The 24,712-nt window shown below is 63.6% G+C and carries 18 protein-coding genes and 1 tRNA gene; 5 read left to right on the top strand and 14 right to left on the bottom strand.

Annotation, left to right across the window (positions count from 1 at the left end; translation table 11 throughout):
• Nucleotides 1–6 precede the first annotated feature (6 nt).
• Complete coding sequence (locus tag ACTJK4_RS08555; RefSeq protein ID WP_440817471.1) at nucleotides 7–3,318, top strand: carboxyl transferase domain-containing protein; 3,312 nt, start codon at nucleotides 7–9, stop codon at nucleotides 3,316–3,318.
• 25 nt (nucleotides 3,319–3,343) lie between these two features.
• A complete protein-coding gene (locus ACTJK4_RS08550) occupies nucleotides 3,344–4,621 on the top strand; it encodes a branched-chain amino acid ABC transporter substrate-binding protein (RefSeq protein ID WP_260801906.1) in 1,278 nt (425 codons plus the stop codon).
• Between the two features lie 15 nt (nucleotides 4,622–4,636).
• On the opposite strand, the gene ACTJK4_RS08545 is transcribed toward ACTJK4_RS08550, so the two are convergent.
• The 7 genes from ACTJK4_RS08545 to rpoD form a co-directional block, all read right to left on the bottom strand.
• Nucleotides 4,637–5,650 (bottom strand): MBL fold metallo-hydrolase, encoded by a 1,014-nt coding sequence (locus ACTJK4_RS08545; protein WP_260801907.1) that lies wholly within the window; start codon nucleotides 5,648–5,650, stop codon nucleotides 4,637–4,639.
• Nucleotides 5,651–5,860: 210 nt separating this feature from the next.
• Nucleotides 5,861–6,364, bottom strand: a complete 504-nt coding sequence (locus ACTJK4_RS08540) for a hypothetical protein (RefSeq protein WP_260801908.1) — start codon at nucleotides 6,362–6,364, stop codon at nucleotides 5,861–5,863.
• A 112-nt stretch (nucleotides 6,365–6,476) separates the two neighbouring features.
• Nucleotides 6,477–7,301, bottom strand: a complete 825-nt coding sequence (locus ACTJK4_RS08535) for an OmpW/AlkL family protein (RefSeq protein ID WP_232040624.1) — start codon at nucleotides 7,299–7,301, stop codon at nucleotides 6,477–6,479.
• 74 nt (nucleotides 7,302–7,375) lie between these two features.
• The gene (locus ACTJK4_RS08530) at nucleotides 7,376–8,635 is read right to left on the bottom strand and encodes a DUF2957 domain-containing protein (protein ID WP_260801909.1); all 1,260 of its coding nucleotides are present in this window, start codon (nucleotides 8,633–8,635) and stop codon (nucleotides 7,376–7,378) included.
• Between the two features lie 90 nt (nucleotides 8,636–8,725).
• The gene (locus ACTJK4_RS08525) at nucleotides 8,726–10,321 is read right to left on the bottom strand and encodes a DUF2957 domain-containing protein (RefSeq protein ID WP_440817466.1); all 1,596 of its coding nucleotides are present in this window, start codon (nucleotides 10,319–10,321) and stop codon (nucleotides 8,726–8,728) included.
• A gap of 737 nt (nucleotides 10,322–11,058) precedes the next feature.
• Nucleotides 11,059–11,146 (bottom strand) — tRNA-Ile (locus ACTJK4_RS08520).
• 108 nt (nucleotides 11,147–11,254) lie between these two features.
• Nucleotides 11,255–13,579 carry an RNA polymerase sigma factor RpoD gene (gene rpoD / locus ACTJK4_RS08515; protein WP_232040627.1) on the bottom strand — a complete coding sequence of 775 codons (2,325 nt, stop codon included), beginning with the start codon at nucleotides 13,577–13,579 and terminating at the stop codon, nucleotides 11,255–11,257.
• On the opposite strand from rpoD, the gene ACTJK4_RS08510 reads away from it, so the two are divergent.
• Nucleotides 13,572–13,952: a hypothetical protein gene (locus ACTJK4_RS08510; protein WP_232040628.1), complete on the top strand. Its 381-nt coding sequence runs from the start codon at nucleotides 13,572–13,574 to the stop codon at nucleotides 13,950–13,952. The genes rpoD and ACTJK4_RS08510 overlap by 8 nt on opposite strands.
• A gap of 108 nt (nucleotides 13,953–14,060) precedes the next feature.
• Here the strand turns inward: ACTJK4_RS08510 and dnaG are convergent, their stop codons facing one another.
• The 3 genes from dnaG to ACTJK4_RS08495 all read right to left on the bottom strand — a co-directional run bounded on the left by dnaG (nucleotide 14,061) and on the right by ACTJK4_RS08495 (nucleotide 17,718).
• Nucleotides 14,061–15,872: a DNA primase gene (gene dnaG / locus ACTJK4_RS08505; protein ID WP_232040629.1), complete on the bottom strand. Its 1,812-nt coding sequence runs from the start codon at nucleotides 15,870–15,872 to the stop codon at nucleotides 14,061–14,063.
• 40 nt (nucleotides 15,873–15,912) lie between these two features.
• The gene (locus tag ACTJK4_RS08500) at nucleotides 15,913–16,362 is read right to left on the bottom strand and encodes a GatB/YqeY domain-containing protein (RefSeq protein ID WP_065859072.1); all 450 of its coding nucleotides are present in this window, start codon (nucleotides 16,360–16,362) and stop codon (nucleotides 15,913–15,915) included.
• Nucleotides 16,363–16,494: 132 nt separating this feature from the next.
• Entirely contained in the window at nucleotides 16,495–17,718 is a 1,224-nt protein-coding gene (locus ACTJK4_RS08495) for an NAD(P)/FAD-dependent oxidoreductase (RefSeq protein ID WP_440817462.1), read from the bottom strand.
• 95 nt (nucleotides 17,719–17,813) lie between these two features.
• On the opposite strand from ACTJK4_RS08495, the gene tsaD reads away from it, so the two are divergent.
• Nucleotides 17,814–18,857, top strand: coding sequence for a tRNA (adenosine(37)-N6)-threonylcarbamoyltransferase complex transferase subunit TsaD (tsaD, locus tag ACTJK4_RS08490; protein WP_316869929.1), 1,044 nt, complete (start codon nucleotides 17,814–17,816; stop codon nucleotides 18,855–18,857).
• Nucleotides 18,858–18,903: 46 nt separating this feature from the next.
• On the opposite strand, the gene folE2 is transcribed toward tsaD, so the two are convergent.
• The 4 genes from folE2 to ACTJK4_RS08470 all read right to left on the bottom strand — a co-directional run bounded on the left by folE2 (nucleotide 18,904) and on the right by ACTJK4_RS08470 (nucleotide 23,123).
• A complete protein-coding gene (folE2, locus tag ACTJK4_RS08485; protein ID WP_024975157.1) occupies nucleotides 18,904–19,710 on the bottom strand; it encodes a GTP cyclohydrolase FolE2 in 807 nt (268 codons plus the stop codon).
• 250 nt (nucleotides 19,711–19,960) lie between these two features.
• On the bottom strand, nucleotides 19,961–21,871 hold the full coding sequence (dxs, locus tag ACTJK4_RS08480) for a 1-deoxy-D-xylulose-5-phosphate synthase (RefSeq protein ID WP_260801914.1): 1,911 nt from the start codon (nucleotides 21,869–21,871) through the stop codon (nucleotides 19,961–19,963).
• 56 nt (nucleotides 21,872–21,927) lie between these two features.
• The gene (locus ACTJK4_RS08475; RefSeq protein WP_232040634.1) at nucleotides 21,928–22,839 is read right to left on the bottom strand and encodes a polyprenyl synthetase family protein; all 912 of its coding nucleotides are present in this window, start codon (nucleotides 22,837–22,839) and stop codon (nucleotides 21,928–21,930) included.
• Complete coding sequence (locus ACTJK4_RS08470) at nucleotides 22,836–23,123, bottom strand: exodeoxyribonuclease VII small subunit (RefSeq protein ID WP_232040635.1); 288 nt, start codon at nucleotides 23,121–23,123, stop codon at nucleotides 22,836–22,838. The genes ACTJK4_RS08475 and ACTJK4_RS08470 overlap by 4 nt, the downstream gene beginning before the upstream one ends.
• A 414-nt stretch (nucleotides 23,124–23,537) precedes the next feature.
• Here ACTJK4_RS08470 and ACTJK4_RS08465 point away from each other — a divergent pair, with 414 nt between their 5' ends.
• On the top strand, nucleotides 23,538–24,635 hold the full coding sequence (locus tag ACTJK4_RS08465; protein WP_232040636.1) for an aromatic ring-hydroxylating oxygenase subunit alpha: 1,098 nt from the start codon (nucleotides 23,538–23,540) through the stop codon (nucleotides 24,633–24,635).
• Nucleotides 24,636–24,712 lie beyond the last annotated feature (77 nt).

Genomic DNA, 24,712 nt, shown 5'->3' with positions numbered 1-24,712 from the left:
CGTTCCATGACGTTTCGCAAACTGCTCATCGCCAATCGCGGCGAGATCGCCATTCGCATTGCCCGCGCAGCCGCCACGATCGGCTTGCCCTCGGTCGCCGTCTATTCCGAAGACGATCGCGACGCGCTGCATCCACTACGCACCGATGAAGCTGCGCCCTTGCCCGGCACCGGCGCACGCGCATATCTCGACGGTGCGGCCATCCTTGCGGCCGCACGCGCCGTCGGCGCCGATGCGGTCCACCCCGGCTATGGCTTTCTGAGCGAGAGCGCCGCCTTCGCGCGCGAGTGCGCACAGGCCGGGGTGCAGTTCATCGGACCATCACCGCGCGTGCTCGAACTCTTCGGCGATAAGGCTCGTGCGCGGGCGCTTGCGCACGAGGCAGGCATTCCCATCGTCAGCGGCACACAAGGCGCGACCACGCTGGACGATGCCCGCGCCTTCTTCGCCGCGCTGCCGCCCTCGCACGGCATGATGATCAAGGCCGTGGCCGGCGGCGGCGGACGCGGCATGCGTGCCGTGCACGATGCGCAGGCGATTGCCGACGCGTATGCACGCTGCGTATCTGAAGCCACTGCCGCAGGTGGTGGTGGCGACGTCTATGTGGAAGCGCTGGTGCCCTCGCCGCGCCATATCGAAATCCAGATCGTTGCAGACGCGCATGGCCACGTTGTGCACCTCGGTGAGCGTGAATGCAGCCTGCAGCGACGTCACCAGAAGCTGATTGAGATTGCGCCCAGCCCCGCGCTGGACGAGGCGCTGCGTGCGCGCATTGCCGATGCTGCCGTCACGCTCGCCAAAGCGGCAGGCTACACCGGCATCGGCACGATCGAGTTTCTCGTGGAAGGCGCGGGCAAGCCGCACGCCACTTTCTACTTCATGGAAGCCAACCCGCGCGTGCAAGTCGAGCACACCGTCACGGAAATGGTGACGGGTGTCGACCTGGTCGTGACACAGCTGGCACTGGCGCAAGGTGCGTCGCTCACGGATTTGGGGCTTGACCGACCCATCGCACCGCGCGGCCATGCCGTGCAAGTGCGCATCAATGCCGAGACCGTCGATGCATCAGGACAACCGCATCCGTCCACCGGCACGCTCACCGCATTCGAACCACCGAATGGCCCAGGCGTGCGCGTCGACACCTGCGGTTACGCGGGCTACCGTCCGAACCCGCGCTTCGACTCGCTGCTGGCCAAACTGATCGTCCACGCGCCGCACGGCACGTATGCGCAGACGCTGGCACAGACATACCGCGCGCTGTGCGAATTCCGCATCGAAGGGCTGGCCACCAACAAGCGGCTGCTGCAGGACCTGCTGCGCGACGCCGACGTGCAGGCCAACGCTGTGCACACGCAGTTCCTCGATGTAAGGCTCGCCGACTTGGCCGCCGGCAACAGCGAAGCGCATCCCGCGCTGCATGCCACATCGGTCGCCACCCCCGACCTGACGCCCGCAACGTCATTCCTCGATGAGCTTCCTGACGACGCTGAAGTGCTCACTGCCCCAATGGATGGCGCGCTCATCCAGATCCACGCAGAAGCCGGCGCCATGGTTGCGCGCGGCGACGTGCTGGCCGTGATTGAAGCGATGAAGATGGAGCACGTCGTCATCGCACCTGCAGCCGGTCGTGTGCTGCAGGTCTGCGCGCAGTCGGGCGCAACGGTGCGCGAAGGCCAGCCGCTGGCCGTGCTGCAGCCCGATGACGCACAACATGACGCCGCAGCCGCCGATACCGAGATCGACCTCGACCGCATTCGCCCCGACCTGCAGGCCGTCATCGACCGCCATGCATTCGGCCTCGACGCGAACCGCCCGGAGGCCGTTGCCCGCCGCCGCAAGACCGGCCAGCGCACCGCGCGCGAGAACATCGCCCACCTGTGCGACGCCGGCTCATTCATCGAGTACGGCGCGCTCGCCATCGCTGCGCAACGTCAACGGCGCGCGCTCGATGACTTGATTCGCTCCACACCGGCTGACGGCATCATCACCGGCATTGGCACCGTCAACGGCGCGCACTTTCCCGATCAGGATGCGCGCTGCATGGTGCTCGCGTACGACTACACCGTGCTGGCGGGCACGCAAGGCACCTTCAATCACAAGAAGACCGACCGGGCGCTGGAGCTGGCGCAGCAATGGAGGCTGCCCGTTGTGCTGTTTGCCGAAGGGGGTGGCGGCCGGCCGGGCGACACTGAAAAGCGTGGCGTCAGCGGCCTGGACTGTCCGACCTTCATCCACTTCGCGCGTCTGTCGGGGCTGGTCCCGACCCTCGGTATCGTCTCGGGCCGCTGCTTTGCGGGCAATGCCGCGCTGCTCGGCTGCGCAGACGTGATCATCGCCACGCGCGACGCGACCATCGGCATGGGCGGCCCGGCCATGATTGAAGGCGGCGGCCTTGGCGTCTACGCGCCCGAAGAGGTCGGCCCCGTGAGCGTGCAGGCGCCGAACGGCGTGATCGACGTGCTCGTCGAAGACGAGACCGAAGCGGTCGACGCCGCGCGCCGCTATCTGAGCTATTTCCAGGGGGCGCTCGCCCACTGGGAAGCCGGCGATGTGCGCCACCTGCGCCATGTGATTCCCGAAAACCGCATGCGCAGCTATGACATGCTCGCCGTGATCGATGCATTGGCCGACACGGGTTCGGTTCTGGAACTGCGTCAGGCGTTTGGCGTGGGCATCATCACCGCGCTGATCCGCATCGAGGGCCGCGCCTTCGGCTGCATTGCCAACAACCCGCGCCATCTGGGCGGCGCCATCGATTCCGCCGCCGCCGACAAGGCTTCACGCTTCATGCAGTTGTGCAACGCGTTCGATCTGCCCATCGTCTCGCTGTGCGACACACCGGGTTTCATGGTCGGGCCGGACGCGGAAAAGACCGCCACCGTGCGCCACGTCAGCCGCATGTTCGTGACGGCGGGCAACTTGCGTGTGCCCTTCTTCACCGTCGTGCTGCGCAAAGGCTATGGCCTCGGGGCGATGGCCATGGCCGCGGGCGGCTTTCACGCGCCGTTCTTCACCGCGTCGTGGCCGAGTGGCGAGTTTGGCGGCATGGGCATCGAAGGCGCCATCCGCCTGGGTTATCGCAAAGAGCTGGAAGCGGTGGAAGACCTTGCCGAGCGCGAAGCGCTGTTCCGCAAGATGGTCGATGCCGCCTACGAGGAAGGCCGCGCGCTCAACATCGCCAGTTATCTCGAAATCGACGCCGTAATCGACCCGGCCGATACGCGCCGCTGGCTGTTGCGCGGGCTGCAATCGACGCCGCCTGCGCAGCCGCGGCACGCACGCGACCCCGCCACACGCCGCTTCATCGACACCTGGTAGCCGAGAACACACACAAGGAGGAGACATGCCCGCAGCGAACCGCTTTGCCCGTCTGTTGTCCGCATCGGCCTGTGCGGCAACGTTTCTGTTCGCACACCCGACCTACGCCGCCGACACGGCGCCAATCAAGGTGGCGTTCATCGATCAGCTGAGCGGGCCGCTCTCGAATGTGGGCGAGCAGTTTCTGGCGAATCTGAAACTCGGCATCGACGACGCCAACGCGCAACCGCAAGGCGTGCTGAATGGTGCGCGCTACGAGCTGTCGACCTACGACAATAAGCTCTCGGCGCAAGACAGTCTGTCGGCGCTGCAGAGCGCCATCGACGCCGGTGCGAAGATCGTCTTCACCGGCGGCTCGGGCTCCTCCGTCGTGGCCGCCATGGTGGATGCGGCCACCAAGCACAACGAGCGCAATCCGAACAGCCGCGTGCTGATCATCAACTACGCGTCGATCGACCCTGACCTGACCGGCGCGCATTGCAGCTTCTGGCATTTCGCCACCGAGGCCAACACGGCGATGAAGATGCGCGCGCTGGCCAACTTCGTGAAGACGCAGCCCGATATCCGCAAGGTTTATTCATTGAACCAGGACTACGCGCACGGCCGGCTGTGGGCGTCGTTGGGCAAGCAGATGATCTCGTCCGCACGGCCCGACGTGCAGTTCACCGGAGAGACGCTGCACCCGATCGGCAAGGTGAAGGATTTCGCGCCGTACGTCTCGAAGGCCAAGGCGACGGGCGCAGACACGCTCCTCACCGGCAACTGGGGACAAGATCTGAATCTGCTCATCAAGGCCGCTGGCGACATGAGCTACGACGTGCGCTATCTGAACCACAGCGGCGCGGGCGCGCCGGGCACCGTGCTTGCTGTATCGCAGGCCAAGATCGGCAAGGTGACCTGGGTGTCGGAATGGACGCCCGGCAACGGCAACGCGCAACTGATGCAGATGGATACGCGCGTACGGCAGACGCCCGCTGGGGAGCACTTCGCGCCGCGCACTGTGTTGTCGGTCGAACTGGTGACGGACGCCATCCGCAAAGCCAATTCCACCGATCCGCTGAAGATTGCGCTGGCCCTGGAAGGCATGCAGAAGCAGAGCTTTCTCGGCGACGTCACGATGCGCAAGGTCGACCACCAGTTGCTGCTGCCGCAAGTGGTCTCGACGATCGCACCGGTGGACGGAAAGGCCGTCAAGGTCGGCTACGACGGCACCCAATGGGGCCACAAGACGGAGAGCACGACCGCGGCCAAAGACCTGGATCTGCCGACCACTTGCAAGATGAAGCGGCCGGCAGGCGCTTAATCGATCAATCCGAAATCAATCTGCGCGGTCCGTGCGCAGCGGGCCGTATTCGATCGGCACCCAAGCGAAGGCGTTGCCGTCGCGGCGCACGTGACCCAGGCCCGGGAACGGCAAATGTGCGCCGGCCACCCAGAGCTTGTCCCGCGCTGCTTCCGCAAACAGCTTGCGTCGCGAGGCAATGGCGGCCTTCTTGTCGACGTCGTATTCGAACGCGACCTCCGGGTGCTGGAACTGCACCGCGTGGCTGTGCACGATGTCGCCCCACACCAGCAGGCTGTGTCCCTTCGAGGCAAACAGATAGCCGCTATGCCCCGGCGTATGCCCGTTGGCGATCACCGAACGTACGCCCGGCACGACCTCGTCGCCCGGCTTGAATTGCTTGAGCTTGCCCGCGGCGGCATATGGCGCCACCGAGTCGCGTGCCATCTTGAAGAACGGTTGCATGTCGGTCGGCTTGGAAGCAGCGATCGTTTCGCTCAACCAGAAATCGGCTTCTGGCGCGGCCACATACACCTGCGCATTCGGGAAGGCCGGTTGGCCTTGCGGCGTCAAGAGGCCGCATGCGTGGTCCGGATGCAGGTGCGTCAGCAGCACGGCGTCGATCTGCTCGGGTTGGTAGCCGGACGCACGGACGTTGCCGGCTAGGCCGCCCATCGTCGGACCAAAGCACGTGCCCGACCCCGTATCGACAAGGATGCGTTTGGCGCCGGTGTCGATCAGGAAGCCGTTCACGGCCGTCTGCATCCCTGGCGTGTTCGATACGAACATCCGTGCCAGCAGGCTCTGCACCGACTTCGCATTCAGGCCGAGCAAGGTCTTGGCGGGCAGATCGGTGTAGCCGTCGTAGAGCGCGGTCACAACGTCGTCGCCCATTGCCATGCGGTAATAGCCGGGCACCTGGGTGCGTTGTTGCGTAGGGGCAGTGCTGACAGCGGTGGCAGCCACAGCCGATGCTGCGGTTTGGGCGTGAGCAAATCCGATGGACGCCGCCATCGCGGCGGCCACGGCGGCAGAGGTGAGCAAACGCATGTCTTGGCTCCTGGGAAAGACCGCTGCCCCGGTGCAGCGGCGAAAGCCGGATCATGCCACCGCCCAGCATATTGCGTTGCCGCCATTGACGACAGGGGTATTGCCCAGAGAGAAATACGCATCCCAAAAGAAACAAGGCCCGACATGCCGGGCCCATGCTTCAGACCAATCGACGGCGGCTGCGCAACCGCCCGTCAACCGGGTACGTGCTTACTGCACGTGGAACTTCGGCGTCGACACCACCGTGCCGCTCACCGTGCAGTCCGGCGTGAGCAACGCATTGGTGAACGTGAGCGACGAGTTCGGATCGTTCCAGGCGGTCACGACCTTGCTGGGGCCGCAGCTACCCAGCAGGAACACGTTGACCGCCGCATTGTTGATCGACAGCTGGGTGGTGCTGTCAGCCTGGCCCGTCCACGGGTTGGAGCTGCTGGCCGTTCCCGAGATGAGGCCGCACGTCCCGCCGCCGGTAAACGATGTGGACGTGATGTTGACGATGCCCGTAGGCGTGATCGTGCCGGTGAAGGTCGCTGTGCAATTGGCGCTGATGGAGCCTTTGGACAGCGTGGTCTGGCCGGTCACCGAGAACGGCTCGCCATTTGGGTTCATGGCTTGACCATCGACACGCGAAACGGTGACGGCAAGTGCGGGTGTGGCTGCTACGGTGGCAAGTGCGAGTGCAACTGCAAGAGATACGACTTTACGTGTGCTCATTTATTGCCTCACTAGAACTGACGGTAGAAACCGCCTTAAGAATGCGACGCAAACCGGTTCCCGCTCGATTCACGCCGCGCCAATTAGCCAGGCGCAGACAGCCGACACCCAGCTAAAACTTGTACGACACCCCAACGAACGTGATGATCGGATTGGCCTTGAGCGTGGTCTTGGTGGTGGCCAGCGTGGTGCCGTCCGCCGCCTTGATGACGGTTGCCGCTTCAGTCTTGAGTGGCAGATACGAGACCGTTGCCGTCAAGGCCCATTGCTTGTTGATCGCGTAGCTCGCCCCGAGGTTGAAGATCGGTGCCCACGAGGAGGACGATTTCCCTTCGACATACGTCGGCCCCGGCTTGCCCGCTCCCGCTGCCAGCACGCTGCCCAGTTCGCGATTCACCGCCGCCGCAAAGTACGGATTCAGCTCGATGTTGGTGAAGAAGCTGTAGACCACGCCCACGCCCACGAACGGACGGAACGTCGACTGCGCGTGCCCGAAGTACCACTGCAGGATGACCCCGGGGCTCCATTGGCGGGCCTTGCGCACGGCCGGCTGATTGGATGGGTCATCCAGATCGACGTGGCCGAGGGCGCCCGCAGGCCCGGGCGCGCGGATCACGCCATGCCCGGTCAGCTTGAATTCGGGCGGCACGCCGGCAATCGTGGTCAGCGCAATGTTGTCGGTAAAGAAGTGCGTGAGCGTCAGGCCCAGCGTGTTGGCGTTGCTCACGCGCAGCCCGCTGTTGGGCGACGTGAAGCTGCCCGGCAAGCGCAGCGGATCATTGATCGGCGCGTTGATCACGCTGGTGGTCAGGTTGTTGCTCGAGTCCTGCGGCATGATGTGGAACCAGCCCACCGTTGCCACGTTGTCACCGGCCTGCTGCGCCATGGCACCTGCGGATGCGCAGGCCGCCATCAATGCGACAGTCAGTTTCTTCATGATGCTTCCTCCTGTTGTTCTGAGCGGAGCGCGGTGCTCTGTGCCGCGCCCCGTGGCGTGTTATTCCGGAAACGTCACTGCACGAAGGCGCCCACCGTGAAGTACGGGTTCTTCGTATCGCTCATGTCCAGGAAGCCGAAGGTCTTGCCGGTAAAGATCAGCTTGCCCGTCGGGGCCGAGCCGGCCGGTGCGCTGGTCTGCGTGGTGCGGATCACGCCCGGGACGCTCTGCGTGAAGTCGAGGTTCAGCGGTCGCGCCAGCGCTGCCTGCGATGCGTTGAACGGATCGAGCATCGTGGCCTGCGCCCCCACCAGCGCCGTGGCACGGTAGTTGAACGTGCTGTCCACACCCGTGTATTCGCCGTCTTGCGAGCCCTGCGCGATGTTGCCGACCGGCGCCATGATGGAAATGCCGGACTCGTCATCCGCCACCGGGGGGCCAGCCGTCAGATCGGAATTGGCCGCACCCACGCGAATGAAGATCGGCACGAGCTGGCCGTACAGCTTGCCCACGATCATCACGCCCTTGCCTGCCTTGGTCGGATCGAGCGACGACACCGTTGCCGGCACCTGCGGCTGATAGTTCAGCGTGGTGAATGCCGGCGCATCGCCGCGCAATGTCAGCTTCTGGTTGACCGTCGCGCTTGACGTCAGGCACGCCCCGCCGTTCTTCACGCCCAGGTTGTCGCACTCGGTGTAGGTGCCGTCCGCGTTGATGGTGAAACGCGCATCGACCGCCTGCTGCGAGAAGTTCTGCGACGGCACCTGGTGGTAGCCGAGCTGGTTGTAGTTGCCCGCGATCTTGTTCAGATCGGTCTCGGTGTTCGAGAAGCTAATGAACGGGTAATACGGGAACGTGGTCTGCGGAATCTTGCCCACGCCGACAATGCCGTCGAACTGGATCGTCGCCCCGGGTATCGTGCCGCCCAGCACGCCCTGCCCCAGGAAGAACCGCGCCGGACGGTTCGGATCGAGGCTTGCATTGTTCAGGCGGAACGCGCACTGGTTCAGCTTCTCGGTCGGCAGCGCCGTCTCTTGCGTGAGGGTGCCGGTCTGCACGTTGTTGGGCGCCGTATCGCGGGTGGGCGCCACGGTGCCCGTCTTGACCGGAATGGGCGAGGCCAGATACGTGATCTGGTACGTCATCTTCGTCGTGTCGAGCTGCACCTTCACGAGTTCGCCCGAACCCGACCCGCCGGTGAACACGGTGTTGTAGTCGATGGCCTGCGGACACAGGCGCTGGATCACCGGGGCCGGCGAATCATCCCCGCCTCCTCCGCACGCCGTCACCATCGGTGCGCAAGCGAGCACCACCAACCATTTACGCCATTGCATTTGCGTCTCCTCCATGTTGTTGTTCAGCCGCGGCAGCGCAGCGTGCACAGCTCACGCACGCCGCCGCATGTGGTTTCGTTGCTGCGCGCCTCACTGGACGAATGCACCGACCGTGAAGAACGGGTTGTACTTGTTGTTGTTCATGAGCATCGCGTACACGTTGCCCACCTTGACCGCCACGCCGGTATCGCCCGCCTTGAACAGCGCAACGTTGCCGCTGGCGCCCTGCGCGTTGAAGTCGTTCTGCGCGGTCACGATCAACTTGCCCGGCGAGCTTTGCGTGTAGTCGAGCCCGAACTGCGCCGTCACACGAGACGTAAGCGGGTTGATGAAGGCGGCGGTGCCGTTCTGGAACAGCGTCGAGGTGTAGTTGGCGGCCAGCGACGACACGGCTGTGCCGTCGCTGCAATTGCCGGCATTGGCATGGAAGAAGCCACCGCTGAAGGAGCCCGACAGTTCCGGGTGATCGATCGTCGCGTTCAAGCCGTTGTTGCTGGCAGGCGCACCGCTCGGGCCGTTATTGGTGACCACGCCGCAAGCCGAGCCGCTGGTCGCCCCGACATAGCCACCCTTGAGCGCGTTGGCCGGGATCGCCGTTGCGGGCGACAGGATCGAGATGCCGATCTGGTCGTCCGCCACCGAAGCCAGCAGGTTCGCGGCATCGCTATGCGAGTAGCCGACACGGATCACCACCGGTACCACCTGGCCGTTGAGCTTGCCGGCAATCAGAATGCCCTTGGCCTGGCTCGGCGCCAGCAGCACCAGCGGCGAGACCTGGCCCACATACGGATACGGCACGCTGCTGCTGGTCGGGTTGCTGACGAACACGTTGTCCTGCGAGCCATCGGCGTTCTGACGCAGCGTCCAAGGCGTGCCCGTCGTGTGGCACGAATAGTCGATGCCTTCAGCGGTACACGTGCCGTCGGCATTCAACGTTTGCGTCCAGTTGACGGCATCGGGTTGCCAGCCTTGCGGCGCCGAGGTCTGGTTGCCCGACCCCGTGGGTGTGACATGCACGCCAACCTGGTTGTAGCGCCCCGCCACCTGCGAGAAATCCGTCACCGTCTCGGAGAAGCCCAGGAACGGATAGAAATCGAACGTACGCGACGGCACCGCGCCAATCACGACGCCGGGAATCGGCTGGATGCCGTCGAATTGGATGGTTGCCCCCGGAATGCCGCCCCCCACGATGCCCTGACCGACAAACAGCATCGGCGGGTCTTGCGGATTGACGGTGATCGCGTAGCTGTTGTCCGCCGTCTTGCCCGACTGAAGCACGAAGGCGCAGCGGTTCTGCTCGGGCGTCGGCAAGTTGGTCGGATGGACGAACGTACCGTCGATGGTCAACCCCTTGCGGGTCGTGTTGATCTGCCCCGCCGAAGTCGGCACCGACGACTCCAGAAACTGCATCTGGTACGTGTTCTTGCTCGTATCGAACTTGACCTTGATGTACTCGCCGCTGCCGGAGCCGCCGGTGTACGTGGTCGTGTAGTCGAGCGCCGCCGGGCACAGACTGGTCGGCGTGCTGGGCGTGGTAACCGCTCCGCTCGGCGGGCAGGAACTGCCCGAACACTGCGCTACATCGGACGAGCCGGGGTCATCCGCCCCGCCGCACCCGCCAATGAACGGCATGGCCACGATGCAACTGGTTGCCATGACAACAAAAAGATGACGTCGACTACCCATGGTTGTCTCCTCACGTTTTGGAACTTGTTGTGTTTTGGGCCGGCGAATGTGTGCAACAGCCGGTCAATACCCCCGCCTGTCAGCAAACGACAGCCGACAGCGCACGACCTGCCCCGTCGGCAGATCGACCTGCAAAGACAAAAACGACGGACGTGCTATTGGTCGCGTTACCGACGGTCAGCCGGTATCACGCAGATCGGTCTGTGCCGATCCCAAGAACAATCGAGGTAACGTTGCTAGCGTGGACGAACTGTCCCACCGCCGCTGCAGTGACGACGATGGCGATGACGCGCGGGGGCACGCGCAGATGCGGAATGCTGGAAGGGCCCGTTTTGAATGCGTAACATCCTGTGTCTCCGAAGGGTACGCTACTGGCTATTTACTTATCGTTATGGCCGAAACTATGGTCTGCTCAGAGTATGAAGTAAATAGAGATTTCATTCAAAACAGCGACCGCAATCTCCCGCGCAAGCAGGCGCGGCGCGGTTTGGCGGGTTTTCAAACGAGGGAATGAAACGCTTTCGTTTGAAGCGTTTTAAACTCCCCCCTCCGATTGAGGGGAATGCCCACGCACCGCTGCGTTATTCAATTATTTCGAAATGAATATATTTCGCCGAAACTCACTGGCTTAGCAAAATACGATCCCGCGACAATAACGCGCGCAACGCGAGAGAAAGCCACCAGATAAAAAGGGTACGCAAACGCGGGGGAAGGGAAAAACGGCGGAAGAAGAAAGATGGTGGGCCGGGTGGGATTCGAACCCACGGTGTCCTTTCGGAGGCGGATTATGAGTCCGCTGCCTGCAACCAGCACGGCGTCCGGCCCTGAGAAACAGGAAAAAAAGAGACCCGGCGCTTGGGCCGGGCCTGGGGCAGGATTTTACCTGAAAGTGGGCGTAAGCCCACTCGGAAAATCGCCTGCTTCGCTACAGAATCAGCTCCCCTCGAGGAAGCTCTTGAGCTTGTCGGAACGGCTCGGATGGCGCAGCTTGCGCAGTGCCTTCGCCTCGATCTGACGGATACGCTCGCGGGTCACGTCGAACTGCTTGCCGACTTCTTCCAGCGTGTGGTCGGTGCTCATTTCGATACCGAAGCGCATGCGCAGCACCTTGGCTTCGCGCGGCGTCAGCGAATCCAGCACGTCCTTCACCACGCCGCGCATGGAGCCATGCAGCGCCGCTTCGGCCGGAGCCAGCGTGTTCGTATCCTCGATGAAATCGCCCAGATGGGAGTCGTCGTCGTCACCGATCGGCGTTTCCATGGAGATCGGCTCCTTCGCGATCTTCATGATCTTGCGGATCTTGTCTTCCGGCATCTCCATCTTCTCGGCCAGCGTTGCCGGATCCGGCTCGTTGCCGGTTTCCTGCAGGATCTGACGCGAGATGCGGTTCATCTTGTTGATCGTCTCGATCATGTGCACCGGAATACGGATGGTGCGCGCCTGATCGGCGATCGAACGCGTGATGGCCTGACGGATCCACCACGTGGCGTACGTCGAGAACTTGTAGCCGCGGCGGTATTCGAACTTGTCCACCGCCTTCATCAGGCCGATGTTGCCTTCCTGGATCAGGTCGAGGAACTGCAGACCGCGGTTCGTGTACTTCTTGGCGATCGAGATCACCAGACGCAGGTTGGCCTCGGTCATCTCACGCTTGGCCTCACGGGCGCGGCGCTCGCCTTCCGACATCTTGCGGTTGACGTCCTTCAGCTCGGTCAGCGGCAGCACCACGCGGGCCTGCAGGTCGATCAGCTTTTGCTGCAGCTCGTGCACGGCCGGCACGTTGCGCTCGACGATGGTGCTGTACGGCTTGCCGTCAGCCACCACGGTCTCGATCCACTTCAGGTTGGTCTCGTTGCCCGGGAAGCGCGCAACGAAGTCGCCGCGCGGCATGCCGCACTTGTCGACCACGATGTTCAGGATGGCGCGCTCGAGCTTGCGGACTTCGTCCACCTGGCCGCGCAGCGTGTCGCACAGGCGCTCGACGTTGCGTGCCGTGAAGCGGATCGTCATCAGCTCGGCCTGGATGGCTTCCTGCGCCTTCACGTAAGGCTTGGACTTGTAGCCTTCCTTCTCGAACGCACGACGCATCTTGTCGAACTGCTCGCCGATCACACCAAACTTGACCAGCGCAGCCTGCTTGAGCTCTTCGAGTTGACGGGCCGAGGCTGCGGCAGCGCCGGCGCCTTCATCGTCCTCGTCTTCCTCTTCGTCGCCCTCTTCTTCGGCTTCCTCTTCCTCGAATTCCTCTTCTTCCTCAGCAGCAGCGGCTGCGTCGGCTTCAGCGTTCGGGTCGATCAGGCCGTCGATGTACTCGTCGATCTTGGCTTCATCGTTGGCAACGCGCTCGCCCATGGCGAGGATTTCAGAGATGGTGACCGGGCAGGCCGAGATGGCCATGACCATGTCCTTCAGGCCGGCTTCGATGCGCTTGGCGATCACGATTTCGCCTTCGCGCGTCAGCAGCTCGACCGTGCCCATTTCGCGCATGTACATGCGCACCGGATCGGTCGTGCGGCCGAATTCGGAGTCAACCGTCGACAGCGCGGCTTCGGCTTCTTCTTCAGCCTCTTCTTCCGTGGTCACGGAAGGCGCGTTGTCGTTCAGGAGCAGCGTTTCGGCGTCCGGCGCCTGCTCGTACACGGCAACGCCGATGTCGTTGAGCGTGGCGACCAACGTTTCCAGCGACTCCACGTCGACCATGTCGTCGGGGAGGTGGTCGTTGATTTCGGCGTAGGTCAGGTAGCCGCGCGATTTGCCCAGCTTGATCAGCGCCTTGAGCTTCTGGCGGCGGGCCTCGAGCTCTTCTTCCGAACCGCCTTGCTGCGAGGCAGCGAATTCCTTGAGCAGGGCTTTTTCCTTGGCCTTGCGGTCACGGGCCTTCAGCTTTTCGGTTTTCGGTGCCGGAGCGGCGGGGGTGTCAAATTCTTCAGTCACGTCCGTGCTGCTGTCGTCGTCTGCCTGCGTCTCTGCCTTGGGCTTGCGGCCGCGCTTCTTGGGCTCGGCTGCTGCCTCGGCGCGGGGCGCGGGAGGAGTTGTGGGGGTGGCCTCTGCCTGGGCGGTGCGCTTGGTGTCTTCCGCGGTCGCCTTGGCTGGCTTGGCTGCGGTGCTGGTACGAGCAGTACCCGTCTTGGTTGCGCTTGCGCTGGCAGTGGTCTGCTTGCTCTCGACTTCGGTAACTTTCGATTTCGCCACGGTGGTTGTCTTGCCCTTGAGTGCGACGGAAGCGGCTGTGCCGCCAGGTCTGGCGCTCGTGCTCATCGACGTCGAGACCTTGCCTGAGGTTGAAGATTGGATCACGCCCTTTGTGCGCGCTGTCGGTTTGACAGTCTTGGCGGCGACAGCGATATCGGCGGTCTGGCGCGGCTGGGTTTTCCCCGTCTTTGCCGGCGCAGTGGCCTTCACTCCTGTCGATCCTGCCTGCCCCATATGGGTCCGACCATTCGCGACTTTCGCCGTTCCCGCTGGGGTCTTTCCTCCTCCCGAGCCGCGCGCCGATGAGGATCGCTTGGCAGAATCAGAAGCAGGACTGGCCTTGGAACCGGCCTTCGCGGAGGTCTTCACCTTCACCATGGGCACGCTCACTCCCCCAAAAATGGGAAAAAGGACTTGCAATCCAAACCGGCTATTCTAGCACGCCAGACCCAGCCGGTCTAAACGAAAATCGGGTTTTCGCCTGAAAAATCAAGGGGCTAACCGCAATTGCCCGCCCCGCTTGGCGGTGGGCTCTGCGGCCCATGCGCTACACGAGCTGTCGACGGCGGCTGATTTCGCCCACGAGCCAGCGCATGCGCTCCTTGTCGTCGTCGCCGGCATGGCCGGCTTCCATCTTGCGCTGCAACATCTCCAGCTCGCGTTTGAGTGGCTCGGCGAGCATCTTCTGCACGGCGGTATCGAATTCGGAAATGGCCGGTTCCAGCTCGATGTCATCCTGGAGCACGGCGGTACGCAGCGCGGCAAAAGCTTCGGCCTGGGGCGTCTGGCCCAGTCGCTCGACAAAGGCCCCGAAATGCACTTCCGGGCCGACAGCATCGCATTCGGCCAGCAAACCCGCCAACACCTCACCTTGGGGCAACTGTGGTGCAGTCAACTGGGTACGGGCATCGGCGTCGAGCCGGGCGGCCAGTGCGGGATAGCGCATAAGCAGGCGAAGCACCTTCTGCTCCAACGCGGTGGGTGCCGTGCGCGCCACGCGCGGGCGCTTTTGGGTCATACGGCCCGCTTGGGCCGGGTCGCTGCGAAGCCCGCATAGCGCCTCGATGTCGGCGGGCGTGGTGCCTGTCATGTCGGCCAGGCCCCGCACGATCTGCAGGCGCAGGCCCCCGGCGGGCATGGCACTCAGCAGCGGCTTGGCTTCGTATTGCGCGCGGGCACGCCCCTCGGGTTGACGCAGGTCGAGGTCTTCCGTCACGGCCTGCAGCAAGAAGCGCGACAGCGGCATGGCGTTGTGCACTTCACGGGCGAAGGCCTCGGTGCCCTCTTCACGCACGAAGCTATCCGGATCGTGTTCGGCGGGCAGGAAGAGGAACTTGATTGTCTTGTTGTCGGTCGCGTGCGGCAGGCAGGCTTCAAGGGCGCGACGTGCGGCCCGGCGCCCGGCGCTGTCTCCGTCAAACGAAAAGATGACGGTATCGACCTGCCGCAACAGCTTCTGCACGTGGACAGGCGTACAGGCCGTGCCCAGCGTCGCCACTGCATTGGCAAACCCGAGCTGCGCCAGCGCGACGACGTCCATATAGCCTTCCACGACCAGCACATAGTCGAACTCGCGGATGGCGTTGCGCGCCTCGAACAGGCCGTACAGCTCGGTGCCCTTGCTGAACAGCGGCGTTTCGGGGGAATTGAGATATTTCGGCTCGCCCTGCCCCAGCACCCGGCCGCCAAATCCGATCACCACGCCCTTGGTATTGCGGATCGGGAACATGATGCGATCGCGAAAGCGGTCGTAGCGGCGATGCGAGCCGTCGGCACTGGTCTTCTCGCTTTCGATGACGAGCCCGGCCTCGATAAGCGGAGCCGCGGTGGCGTCTTCGCGATACGGACCAAACACCGCCTCGAGCGATTGCCAGTCGTCCGGCGCATAGCCGAGGCCGAAGTGCGCGGCAATCTCGCCAGTCAGTCCGCGGCCTTTCAGGTATTGGATGGCGTTGGGTGCACTGCGCAGTTGCTTGCGATAGTGCTCGCAGGCGCGAGCCATGACGTCGCCCAGTGCGACAGTCTTGGCTTGCTGCTCGGCCCGTGCTGCAGGCGGCAAGCCACCGCGCTCTTCGGGCACCACCATACCGACGGATTGCGCGAGGTCCTTGATGGCCTCGACGTACGATTGCCCGGAAAACTCCATCAGGAAGCCGATGGCCGAGCCGTGCGCGCCGCAGCCGAAGCAGTGATAGAACTGCTTGGTAGGCGACACCGAGAACGACGGCGACTTCTCGTTATGGAACGGGCACAGCCCCATGAAGTTGGCGCCGCCCTTCTTCAACTGCACGTAACGACCCACCACGTCGACGATATCGACGCGGTTGAGCAGGTCGTCAATGAACGGCTGCGGGATCACGCGGGGTGTGCCCCTTGGATGCTGCGAGTGTGGTGGGGATTCAGGCGCCGGTCAGGGCGGCCTTCACGCGGGCAGAGACCTGCGTCATGTCGGCGCGACCGGCCAGGGCGGGCTTGAGGATGCCCATCACCTTACCCATGTCTTGCGGGCCAGTTGCGCCAGCCTTGGCCACGGCGTCACGCACGGCGGCGTCAACTTCGGCTTCCGACAGTTGCGCGGGCATATAGACCTGCAGCACGGCCACCTCTGCCGCTTCCTTGGCAACGAGATCGTCACGGCCGGCTTGCTCGAATGCGGTGATGGAATCCTTGCGCTGCTTCAGCATCTTGTCGATCACGGCCAGCACGGCAGCGTCATCCAGCTCGATGCGCTCATCCACCTCGCGCTGCTTGATGGCGGCCTGCAACAGGCGGATCGTGCCGAGACGATCCGTTTCCTTGGCGCGCATGGCCGCCTTCATGTCTTCCGTGATCTGTGCCTTGAGGGACAACTGCGACATTCCGAACTCCGATAAACGGCAAAACCCGCTTGGACGGTGGGCCCAGCGGGTTGCAAACTTTGAAAAATGGATCACTGATCGTAGCACAGAACCCGAACAGTTCCAGGACCGAGCCGTGGGGGATCAGCGGGCGGAGGCGGCCTCTCCCGCCGCGACGGCCGAAGCCCACGCCCACTGGAAGTTGTAGCCGCCAAGCCAGCCCGTCACGTCGACCACCTCGCCGATGAAGTACAGGCCCGGCGCAGATTGCGCCTCCATGGTGGCCGATGACAGCGCGCGCGTATCGACCCCGCCGCGCGTCACTTCAGCCTTGCGATAGCCTTCACTGCCGGACGGTGTCAGCTCCCAGCGGTTGAGTGCGGCGCCAAGTGTGCGGAGCACCTTGTCGGGCAGCTCGGCAATCGGCGCGTGCGGGTTGGCGCCATGCGTAGCACACCAGGCCTGCGCAACGCGCTCCGGCAAGCGCTGCGCAAGCACCGTCCCGAGTTGCTTGCGTGAGCCCGACTTCTCATCGCACAGCCACTGTCCGGCGTCAGTGTCCGGCAGCAGATCGATGACAAGCGGCTGGCCCGAATTCCAGAAGCTGGAGATCTGCAGTACGGCCGGCCCCGACAGCCCGCGATGGGTCAGCAACAAGTCTTCGCGGAATGTCATGGCGCCCCCCTTGCGACCACCTTTGCCCGCAGGCTGCGCCACGGTCACGTCCACCTCCATCGACACGCCCGACAACGCCGAGAACGCCGCCCAATGCTCGGCATGGAAGGTGAGCGGCACCAGCGCCGGATGCGTCTCAACGATCTTCAGCCCGAACTGCCGCGCAATGCGATACCCGAAATCCGTCGCGCCGATCTTGGGGATGGAAAGACCGCCCGTGGCGATCACCACCTTATTGGCGACGATCTCACCCGCGCTGGTTGACAGACGATATGCCTCGCCGTCCTTGCCGACTTCTGCGATCGCGCAGCCGGTGCGCCAGATCACATTGCCGCGCTCGCATTCCGTTTCCAGCATGCGGATGATGTCTTCCGCGCTGTCGTCGCAGAAAAGCTGGCCCTTGTGCTTCTCGTGATATGGAATGCGATAGCTGGAAACGAGGTTGACGAAATCCTGCGCCGTATACCGCGCCAGCGCCGAACGGCTGAAGTGCGGATTGTTCGACAGGTAGTTGGCCGGCCCCGCGTTGACGTTGGTGAAGTTGCAGCGGCCGCCGCCAGAGATGCGAATCTTCTCCGCCAGCTTCGTTGCGTGATCGATCAGCACCACGCGGGCACCGCGCTGCCCAGCCACAGCTGCGCACATCATCCCGGCCGCGCCCGCGCCGATCACCGCTACATCGCACCGCATCATGATGGCTGCGCCGCCCTATTCTTGAAGAAACCGCGCATTTTAACTTGTGCTATCTTCGGCGGCCTTCCCATTGCAATTCCTCACTCCCGCTTGCCATGCTGGTCCTCGGCATCGAATCCTCCTGTGACGAAACCGGCGTCGCCCTGTACGACACGGTGGCTGGCCTGCGTGCGCATGCGCTGTATTCGCAGATCGCCATGCACCGCGAATACGGCGGTGTGGTGCCCGAGCTGGCCTCGCGCGATCACATCCGCCGCGTGATCCCGCTGCTGGAAGAAGTGCTCGGCAAGGCCGGCGCCACGCGCGCGGACATCGACGCCATTGCCTATACAAAAGGGCCAGGGCTTGCCGGCGCGCTGCTGGTGGGCGCTTCCGTGGCGAATGCGCTGGCGTTCGCGCTCGGCAAACCGCTGGTGGGCGTGCATCACCTGGAGGGGCATCTGCTCTCGCCGCTGCTGGAGGCGGATCGGCCCGACTTTCCGTTTCTGGCGTTGCTCGTCTCGGGCGGGCATACGCAATTGATGCGCGTCGATGCCGTCGGCCAGTACACGCTGCTCGGCGAAACACTCGACGACGCCGCCGGCGAAGCCTTCGACAAGACCGCCAAACTGCTCGGCCTCGGGTACCCGGGCGGTCCTGCCGTGTCGCGCCTGGCCGAATTCGGCAACCCGGGCGTATTCGACCTGCCTCGACCGATGCTCCATTCGGGCAACTTCGATTTCTCATTCGCAGGCCTCAAGACCGCGGTGCTCACGCAAGTGCGCAAGCTCAACCTGACCGACAGCGAGACCTGCTACCAGCCACGCGCCGACCTTGCTCGCGCATTTGTCGACGCCATTGTCGAAGTGCTCGTCAAGAAAACGCTGCGGGCGGCACGCGAGCATGGCCTCAAGCGCATCGTCGTAGCCGGTGGCGTAGGCGCCAACCGCCAGTTGCGCGATAGCCTGAACGCCGAGGGCAAAAAGCGCGGCCTGCGCGTCTATTACCCCGACCTGCAATTCTGCACAGACAACGGGGCCATGATTGCCTTTGCGGGGGCGATGCGGCTGCAGGCCGACCCTACCCAGGTGCAGGACGGCTACGGCTACGGCGTGACACCACGCTGGGACCTCGAAGACATCCGTATCCAGCAAGCATGAAAAAAGCCGCTCGGTTGAGCGGCTTTTTCTTTGGGCACAGCGTCGATTACTTGTCGGTGCGCTTATCACGCTCGATCAGCGCATAGGCGCTGTGGTTGTGGATCGACTCGAAGTTCTCGGCTTCCAGCGTGTAGGCGACGATGCGATCGTCCTGGTTCAGGCGCATGGCGATATCGCGCACCAGGTCTTCCACGAACTTCGGGTTTTCGTACGCACGCTCGGTCACGAACTTTTCGTCCGGACGCTTGAGCAGGCCCCACAGTTCGCACGACGCTTCTTCTTCGGCCATGCGGATCAGCGATTCGACCGGCGTATCGGCCGCCAGCTCGGCATCGATCGTGATGTGCGAGCGCTGGTTGTGCGCGCCGTACTGCGAAATCTTCTTCGAGCAGGGGCACAGGCTCGTCACCGGCACCAGCGCCTTGACGCGGACCTTCGTGTGGCCGTCGCGCACTTCACCGATCATCGTCACTTCATAGTCCATCAGCGACTGCACGCCCGACACCGGCGCGGTCTTGCTGACGAAGTACGGGAAGTGGACTTCGATGCGGCCGGCGTCGGCTTCGAGCTTCTCCAGCATCTTTTCGAGCAGCAACTGGAACTGCGCCAGATTCAGCGGCTCGCGCTCTTCTTCAAGCAGCGCAACGAAGCGCGACATGTGCGTGCCCTTCTGGTCAGCGGGCAGATGCACATCGAGGTTGTACGTGCCGACGGTGTTCTGCACGCCCGAGGGGGTCTGCAGCGACATCGGATAACGCACGCCGCGCACGCCAACGCGCTGAATGGGTATCTGGCGGGTATCGTGACTGGACTGCACGTCCGGCATCGCGAAAGCCGGGTTCATATCGTTCATGATCGGTTTCCTTTACGGTCGCCCGGCCATCGCAGTCGGCCGGCACGCAACGAGTGTGAAACCGCGGAACTTGGCTGACGGTGACCACCCCTCAAGTGATTCAATCTGCCCATCCCGCGACTGCGCACACAATTCAGAAATAAGACTGGCGGAGTGTAAAAGAAATTTCCTACCTCTGCAGTCAACTACTCATACCCGTGGATGCAATACGGGTGATTGATTCTGCCTATGACTCGACGCCAAAGGTGCCTCAGGCGACGCGCGGGGCTGCCGCGCGCGGCTGTACGGCAAAGCGCTCGCGGATGGACGCGAGGATGCCGTTGGCATCGAGCCCGCATTGCGTCAGAAGCGCCGCGTGATCACCGTGATCGACAAAGCGGTCAGGCAAGCCGAGCTGCAGTACCGGCGTTGCGACACCGGCGGCAGCCAGGGCTTCCAGGCACGCGCTGCCGGCACCGCCCATCACACAGCCTTCCTCCACCGTGACCACAAAATCGTGTGTGCGGGCCATTTCCAGGACGCATGCCACGTCGAGCGGCTTGACGAAGCGCATGTTGACGACGGTGGCGTCCAAACGCTCGGCCGCCGCCGTAGCCGGCGCAACCATCGAACCAAACGCCAGAATCGCCACGCGCTGGCCAGCCGGAGCCGTGGAGGCGCGGCGCACTTCGGCCTTGCCTACCGGCAGCGGCTCCAGCGTCGGCTGCACCGCCACGCCCGTGCCGGCACCACGCGGATAGCGCACTGCTGCCGGGCAGTCCTGCGCAAACGCGGTACTCAAGAGCTGGCGGCATTCGTTCTCGTCGGCCGGCGTCATCACCATCATGTTGGGGATGCAGCGCAGGTAGGCAATGTCGTAGGCGCCTGCGTGCGTGGCGCCGTCTGCACCGACCAGACCGGCGCGGTCCAGCGCAAATACCACCGGCAGATTCTGCAGCGCCACGTCGTGGATCAACTGATCGTAGCCACGCTGCAGGAACGTCGAATAGATAGCGACAACAGGCTTCAACCCCTCGCACGCCAGGCCGCCAGCAAAGGTGACGGCGTGCTGCTCGGCGATACCGACGTCGTAATAGCGGTCAGGAAAGCGCTGCTCGAACTCCACCATCCCAGAGCCTTCGCGCATGGCTGGCGTAATGCCCACCAGCCGCTTGTCGGCCGCCGCCATGTCGCACAGCCATTGGCCGAACACTTGCGTGTACGTGACCTTGGCCGGGCGCCCGGAAGGTTTGATGCCCTCTTGCGGGTTGAACTTGCCCGGGCCGTGATAGAGGATCGGGTCAGCTTCAGCCAGCTTGTAGCCCTGGCCCTTCTTGGTGACGACGTGGAGGAACTGCGGACCACCGCCTTCGCGAGCGCGCTGGCGGATGTTCTGCAGGGTCGGCACGAGCGATTCGAGATCATGTCCGTCGATCGGCCCGATGTAGTTGAAGCCGAACTCCTCGAACATCGTGGCCGGCACGAACATGCCTTTGGTGTGTTCCTCGAAGCGCTTGGCGAACTCGAGCACCGGCGGCGCCACCGACAGCAGCTTCTCGACGCCTTTCTTGGTGGCCGCGTAGAACTGCCCGCTCATGAGGCGTGCCAGATAGCGGTTCAGCGCCCCGACCGGCGGCGAGATCGACATGTCGTTGTCATTCAGCACGACCACCAACGGCAGGTCTTTATAGACGCCGGCGTTGTTCATGGCCTCGAAGGCCATGCCGGCGCTCATCGCGCCGTCGCCAATCACGGCAATGGCGACGCGGTCTTCACCCTTGGTCTTGGCGCCCAGGGCCATGCCCAGCGCAGCCGAAATCGACGTGGACGAGTGCGCGGTGCCGAACGTGTCGTACGGGCTCTCGCTGCGGCGCGGGAAGCCGGAGATACCGTCCAACTGGCGCAGCGAGCCCATCTGGTCGCGGCGGCCCGTCAGGATCTTGTGCGGATAGCTCTGGTGACCGACGTCCCACACGATGCGGTCTTCCGGCGTGTTGAAGACGTAATGCAGCGCGATTGTCAGTTCGACCGTACCCAGGTTCGACGACAGGTGCCCGCCCGTTTGAGAGACGGAATCCAGCACGAAGGCGCGCAACTCGTTGGCCAGCGGCCCAAGTTGGCGGCGGTCCAGGCGGCGCAGGTCGGCCGGATCGTCGATGGTGTTCAGAAGTTCGTACGTCATGTGGGACCGCCGTTCAGGCGTTTGGGCAAAGACTTCTACCGTCTATGCAATGTTGTTCAGTGGCCACGCCGCACGATCAGGTCAGCCATTTCGACCAATCGATCGGTACGTGCCTTGTCCGCTTCACAGCCGATCTCGCGGGCAAGTTGGGCAACCGCCGCACCCGCTGTGGCGTGCAGCTCGTCGGCCAGTGCCCTGGCCTTGTCCAGCCCGAGGATGGACACGTAAGTCGGCTTGTCGTTGGCCTCGTCCTTGCCAGCGGTTTTGCCCAGCGTGGCGGTATCGGCGGTCACATCGAGGATGTCATCGACCACCTGGAACGCGAGACCGACCGCGCCAGCATAAGCATCAACCTGCTCCAAGGCTGCGGCATTCACGCCAGCACAGAGCGCGCCCATCCGCAGACTCGCCCGCAGCAACGCACCGGTCTTCATGCGATGCATCGCCTCCAATTCGTCCTGCGATAGCGCAATGCCGACGCTTTGCAGATCGATCGCCTGACCGCCCGCCATGCCGAGCGAACCGGAAGCGCGCGCCAATTCAGCCACCAACACTGCACGCGTCGCCTGGCTTACCGCGCCCAGCTCAGCCAACACGATGAACGCCTGCGTCTGCAAGGCATCGCCTACCAGCAGTGCAGTCGCTTCATCATAGGCGCGATGCACGGTCGGGCGGCCCCGGCGCAGGTCGTCGTCGTCCATGCACGGCATGTCGTCGTGAACGAGCGAGTAGGCGTGGATCATCTCCACCGCGCAGCTCACGCCGTCGAGCGCCTCGGAGGAGGCCTCCCCCAGCGCGCCCGCCGCATGCGCCAGCAAGGGCCGAACGCGTTTTCCGGCCCCCAGGGTGGCATAGCGCATCGCCGCGTGCAGACGTTGCGGCGAGACGGTTTCGGCCGGCAGCGCGCGCTCAAGTGCGCTTTCCGTCCGCGCCACCACAGATGCCATCCATTGGGCGAAATCGCTCATGCGTCGCCCTGCTCGTTCGCGTTGCTATCGTCGGCTAAGGGCCTCAGGGCTTCGCCATCAAGCACGCGCACCTGCTGCTCGACGCGTTCCAGCACCTGCTGACAGTATTTGACCAGCTCGGCTCCGCGTCGATACGCCGCAAGCGAAGCCTCCAGCGGCAATTCACCGGATTCCATGCTGGCGACGAGGGTTTCGAGTTCAGCCATGGCCGCTTCATAGGAAGCCGGCGTAGCGGAGGGCGTGGCGGACGCGCTGCTGGAGGCGTCGTTTGAGGCACGGGGCATGCCGATTGCGAATCAGAAAAGGACAATCCGGCATTTTACGGCAATTCCGCGTGCGTTCCGCGCACATCCCGCAAGGGGCGGGATAGCGGTTTGCGGTGACAAGGAGGGGCATCGTCAGCCCGGCGATCGCGCGACTGGAAGCGGAAAGGGTTCGAAAATCAGGGACTTATCAATTTCCCTGGGGTACAATCCCCCCCTTTCCTCCAAAGGCCGGGCCGGTGTACGCCGCTCCGCACGATGGTTTGGGTCTGTTGGCCCATTGAACGTATGGTCGTTGGCCCAAGCGGGGGCCAGCAAGCGCTCGTTTCCTACCTCAACAGACCCTAGGCCACCTGCCGATGGCGTCCTTTCCCAAATCGATCTTGTCGATGGTTGGGTTGTTCACTGCTTTCACCGTTATTGGGAGTGGGGATAATGTCCAATCTCAGCGCCGCACTGAATCTGGTGCCGTCTGAAACCCAGTTGCCCGTCTCTGCTTACTTCGACGAGGCGCTGTATCAAACTGAAATCGAACGTCTGTTCAAACATGGCCCCGGTTACGTCGGCCATGAGCTGATGGTCCCGGAAGTTGGCGACTATCACACGCTTGCCGCCGAGGCCGAAGGCCGCGTGCTGGTGCGCAATCCGAACGGCGTCGAACTGCTCTCCAATGTGTGCCGGCATCGGCAGGCAATCATGCTCAATGGGCGCGGCAATGCCCAGAACATCGTCTGCCCGCTGCATCGCTGGACATACGACCTGCAGGGCGACCTGCTGGGCGCACCGCACTTCGAGAAGCAACCATGCGTGCATCTGTCGCGCTCGCCACTGCAGAACTGGAACGGCCTGCTGTTCGAGGGCAAACGCGACGTGCGTGAAGACCTCGCCCGCCTGGGTGTGGCGCGCGATCTCGATTTCTCCGGCTACATGCTGGATCACGTCGAAGTGCACGACTGCAACTACAACTGGAAGACCTTCATCGAGGTGTACCTCGAGGACTACCACGTCGTGCCCTTCCACCCGGGCCTCGGGCAGTTCGTCTCGTGTGACGACCTGGAATGGGAGTTTGGCGAGTGGCACAGCGTGCAGACGGTCGGCATCCACGCGAATTTGCGCAAACCCGGCACACCGGCTTACCAGAAGTGGCATGACGCCGTGCTGCGCTTCAACAACGGCGAGATGCCGAAGTACGGCGCGGTGTGGCTCACCTACTACCCGAACGTGATGGTCGAGTGGTATCCGAACGTGCTGGTGGTGTCGACGCTGCATCCGATGGGGCCGACGAAGACCCGCAACGTGGTCGAGTTCTACTACCCGGAAGAAATCGTCCTGTTCGAGCGCGAGTTCGTCGAAGCCGAGCGCGCCGCCTACATGGAAACGTGCATCGAGGACGATGAAATCGCCGAGCGCATGGACGCCGGACGCTTGGCACTGCTCAAGCGCGGCACGAGCGAAGTCGGCCCGTACCAATCGCCCATGGAAGACGGCATGCAGCACTTCCACGAGTGGTATCGACGCACAATGAACTACTGAGCGACGACCGAAGGTAGGCATCCGCCGCCTTCCGCGTCACAATAGGAACGGTGCAGCCCTCACAGGCCGCACCGTTT

It is taken from the genome of Ralstonia sp. 22111 (assembly GCF_052045895.1).
Classification (GTDB): domain Bacteria; phylum Pseudomonadota; class Gammaproteobacteria; order Burkholderiales; family Burkholderiaceae; genus Ralstonia; species Ralstonia wenshanensis.
The sequence above is the reverse complement of the archived record's forward strand: the minus strand, read 5'-3'. Positions and strand labels throughout refer to the sequence as shown.

What these genes read in the sequence shown, in the direction of transcription:
- ACTJK4_RS08555 (WP_440817471.1), top strand. Translation starts at nt 7, where the DNA reads ATGACGTTTCGCAAACTGCTCATCGCCAATCGCGGCGAGATCGCCATT.
- ACTJK4_RS08550 (WP_260801906.1), top strand. Translation starts at nt 3,344, where the DNA reads ATGCCCGCAGCGAACCGCTTTGCCCGTCTGTTGTCCGCATCGGCCTGT.
- ACTJK4_RS08545 (WP_260801907.1), bottom strand. Translation starts at nt 5,650, where the DNA reads ATGCGTTTGCTCACCTCTGCCGCCGTGGCCGCCGCGATGGCGGCGTCC.
- ACTJK4_RS08540 (WP_260801908.1), bottom strand. Translation starts at nt 6,364, where the DNA reads ATGAGCACACGTAAAGTCGTATCTCTTGCAGTTGCACTCGCACTTGCC.
- ACTJK4_RS08535 (WP_232040624.1), bottom strand. Translation starts at nt 7,301, where the DNA reads ATGAAGAAACTGACTGTCGCATTGATGGCGGCCTGCGCATCCGCAGGT.
- ACTJK4_RS08530 (WP_260801909.1), bottom strand. Translation starts at nt 8,635, where the DNA reads ATGCAATGGCGTAAATGGTTGGTGGTGCTCGCTTGCGCACCGATGGTG.
- ACTJK4_RS08525 (WP_440817466.1), bottom strand. Translation starts at nt 10,321, where the DNA reads ATGGGTAGTCGACGTCATCTTTTTGTTGTCATGGCAACCAGTTGCATC.
- rpoD (WP_232040627.1), bottom strand. Translation starts at nt 13,579, where the DNA reads ATGAGCACGAGCGCCAGACCTGGCGGCACAGCCGCTTCCGTCGCACTC.
- ACTJK4_RS08495 (WP_440817462.1), bottom strand. Translation starts at nt 17,718, where the DNA reads ATGATGCGGTGCGATGTAGCGGTGATCGGCGCGGGCGCGGCCGGGATG.
- tsaD (WP_316869929.1), top strand. Translation starts at nt 17,814, where the DNA reads ATGCTGGTCCTCGGCATCGAATCCTCCTGTGACGAAACCGGCGTCGCC.
- folE2 (WP_024975157.1), bottom strand. Translation starts at nt 19,710, where the DNA reads ATGAACGATATGAACCCGGCTTTCGCGATGCCGGACGTGCAGTCCAGT.
- dxs (WP_260801914.1), bottom strand. Translation starts at nt 21,871, where the DNA reads ATGACGTACGAACTTCTGAACACCATCGACGATCCGGCCGACCTGCGC.
- ACTJK4_RS08475 (WP_232040634.1), bottom strand. Translation starts at nt 22,839, where the DNA reads ATGAGCGATTTCGCCCAATGGATGGCATCTGTGGTGGCGCGGACGGAA.
- ACTJK4_RS08470 (WP_232040635.1), bottom strand. Translation starts at nt 23,123, where the DNA reads ATGCCCCGTGCCTCAAACGACGCCTCCAGCAGCGCGTCCGCCACGCCC.
- ACTJK4_RS08465 (WP_232040636.1), top strand. Translation starts at nt 23,538, where the DNA reads ATGTCCAATCTCAGCGCCGCACTGAATCTGGTGCCGTCTGAAACCCAG.